Source organism: Streptomyces lonarensis (assembly GCF_012033735.1).
GTDB classification, from domain to species: domain Bacteria; phylum Actinomycetota; class Actinomycetes; order Streptomycetales; family Streptomycetaceae; genus Streptomyces; species Streptomyces lonarensis.
In genome coordinates this window covers 1-1,796 of record NZ_JAAVJD010000440.1, presented here as the reverse complement: position 1 = coordinate 1,796, position 1,796 = coordinate 1, and the positions used below count along the sequence as shown (strand labels likewise).

Here is a 1,796-nt window from a genome sequence, read left to right as displayed (position 1 = left end):
GCCGCACCGCGAGCCCCGCAGCGGCACGGGGGTGCTGTCTCCCACCCGGTGCCCGCCCGGCGTGGCGCCCGGTGGCGGCGGGCCGGGGCCGCCGGGCTGCCGGACCTGTTCCTGCGGCGGCAAGCATCCGTCGGCCGCCGAGGCGGCCGGCCGGGGCGGAGGTGGCCGCACCGGGCGCCGTCGTTCGGGGGCCCGTCGCGGTGCGTCAGGAAACCGGTCGCGGGACCGGTCGGGGTGGTCAGCCGTCGCGTTCGTCGCGGCGGCGCTGCCAGCGCTGTTCGATGCGGTTCATGACCGAGCGGCGCTGCCGCGGCTGCTGCTGGCCGCGGCCGGCCGGGCGGGCGCCCGCCTTGCCGCCGCCCGAGCCCGCGGCGCCGTCCGCGGAGGCCACGACCGGGCCCTTCTTCCACCCGGTCACGGCGAGCACGGCGCAGCCGAGCATGACCAGGAACCCGACGACACTGAGCCAGATCTGCTGGGCGACCATGCCGGCCATCAGGAGCACGATGCCCACCAGGAAACCGACCGCGCCCTGGTAGACCCGCTTGCGGGTGTACGTGCGCAGTTCACTGCCCTCGAGCGCTGTCGCGAACTTGGGATCTTCCGCGTACAGCGCTCGCTCCATCTGCTCGAGCATGCGCTGCTCGTGCTCCGAGAGCGGCACGGGGTCCTCCTACTCGTCGGTCGCGGTGGCGACCGGGTCCGACTCTTCCAGGATAGGCAGGGAACGCTCCCTGTGAAAGCCGCCCCTTACGCGAATTCCGCCCACCGCTTCCGCCACGACCGGAGCTGACCGGGGGATGGAGAATCCCCTACCCCGGCTCCCCTCCGCCATGCCGACGGGCGCACGTCCGATATTACGTCCGATCCTAAGGGAACGGGGGCACGTTCAGGAGTCGGCCCGGGGCACGGTGCGCTCGGCGAGCAGGTGAAGCTGCCCGGCGATCGCGTGGTACGCCGGATGCGCCGCCGCGTCGGCCTCCAGCCTGGTGAGGGCGGCCAGCGCGTCGGCCTCGGTGTCGACCAGCGCGCCCGGTACCAGGTCCGCGAAGATCCGCACCCCGTGGACGGCGAGCGGGTCCAGCCCCACGGCCGAGGCGAGCGCGGTCAGTTGGTCGGCGGTGAAGCGGTGCGGGACCGGGTCGGCGTCGCCCCACCGCCCGTCCGGGTCGGCCAGCGCCTGCCGCGCCTCGGTGAACCGCCCCGCCAGCGCACGCGAGAGGACGGCGCCGCCGACCCCGGCCGCCAGCAGGCTCAGCGTGCCGCCGGTGGGCCGCAGCGCGCGGGTGACGGCGGTGAGGGCGGCACGGGGGTCGTCGGTGTACTCCAGCACGCCGTGGCACAGCACCATGTCGTAGGCACCGCTGCCGGCGACCACCAGCAGGTCGCCGGTGTCCCCCTGCACGCCGCGGACGCGTGCGGCCACGCCTTCCTCGGCGGCACGCCGCTCCAGCGCGAACAGCGCGTCCGGGCTGGGGTCGACCACGGTCACCGTGTGGCCGAGCGCCGCGACCCGCACCGCGAGGCTGCCGCTGCCACCGCCCGTGTCGAGCACGTCCAGCGCCGGGGAGCCGGCAGCCGCCGCGCGGCGCGCGAGGGCCCCCCGCAACAGCTCCCAGACGACTCCCGTACGCAGCGCGGTGTGCGGGCCGGGAGCGGTCGGTTCAGACGACATGCGGGTGGCTCCTCGTGCGGAAATGCGGTGCTGGGCGAGCCACTCCAGCTTATGGCCTCGCCCCCGCCGCCGACCGCCCGGTCCCGCCCGGCGGACACCGGGCCGGCCCGCCGGGCCGGCC

General features: G+C 75.9%; 2 protein-coding genes. Both read right to left on the bottom strand.

Annotated elements, in window-relative coordinates:
• Nucleotides 1-238: 238 nt before the first annotated feature.
• A complete protein-coding gene (locus tag HCN56_RS25375) occupies nucleotides 239-664 on the bottom strand; it encodes an SCO2097 family morphological protein (protein ID WP_167974969.1) in 426 nt (141 codons plus the stop codon).
• A 225-nt stretch (nucleotides 665-889) separates the two neighbouring features.
• Nucleotides 890-1,675: a methyltransferase gene (locus HCN56_RS25370; protein ID WP_167974967.1), complete on the bottom strand. Its 786-nt coding sequence runs from the start codon at nucleotides 1,673-1,675 to the stop codon at nucleotides 890-892.
• Nucleotides 1,676-1,796 lie beyond the last annotated feature (121 nt).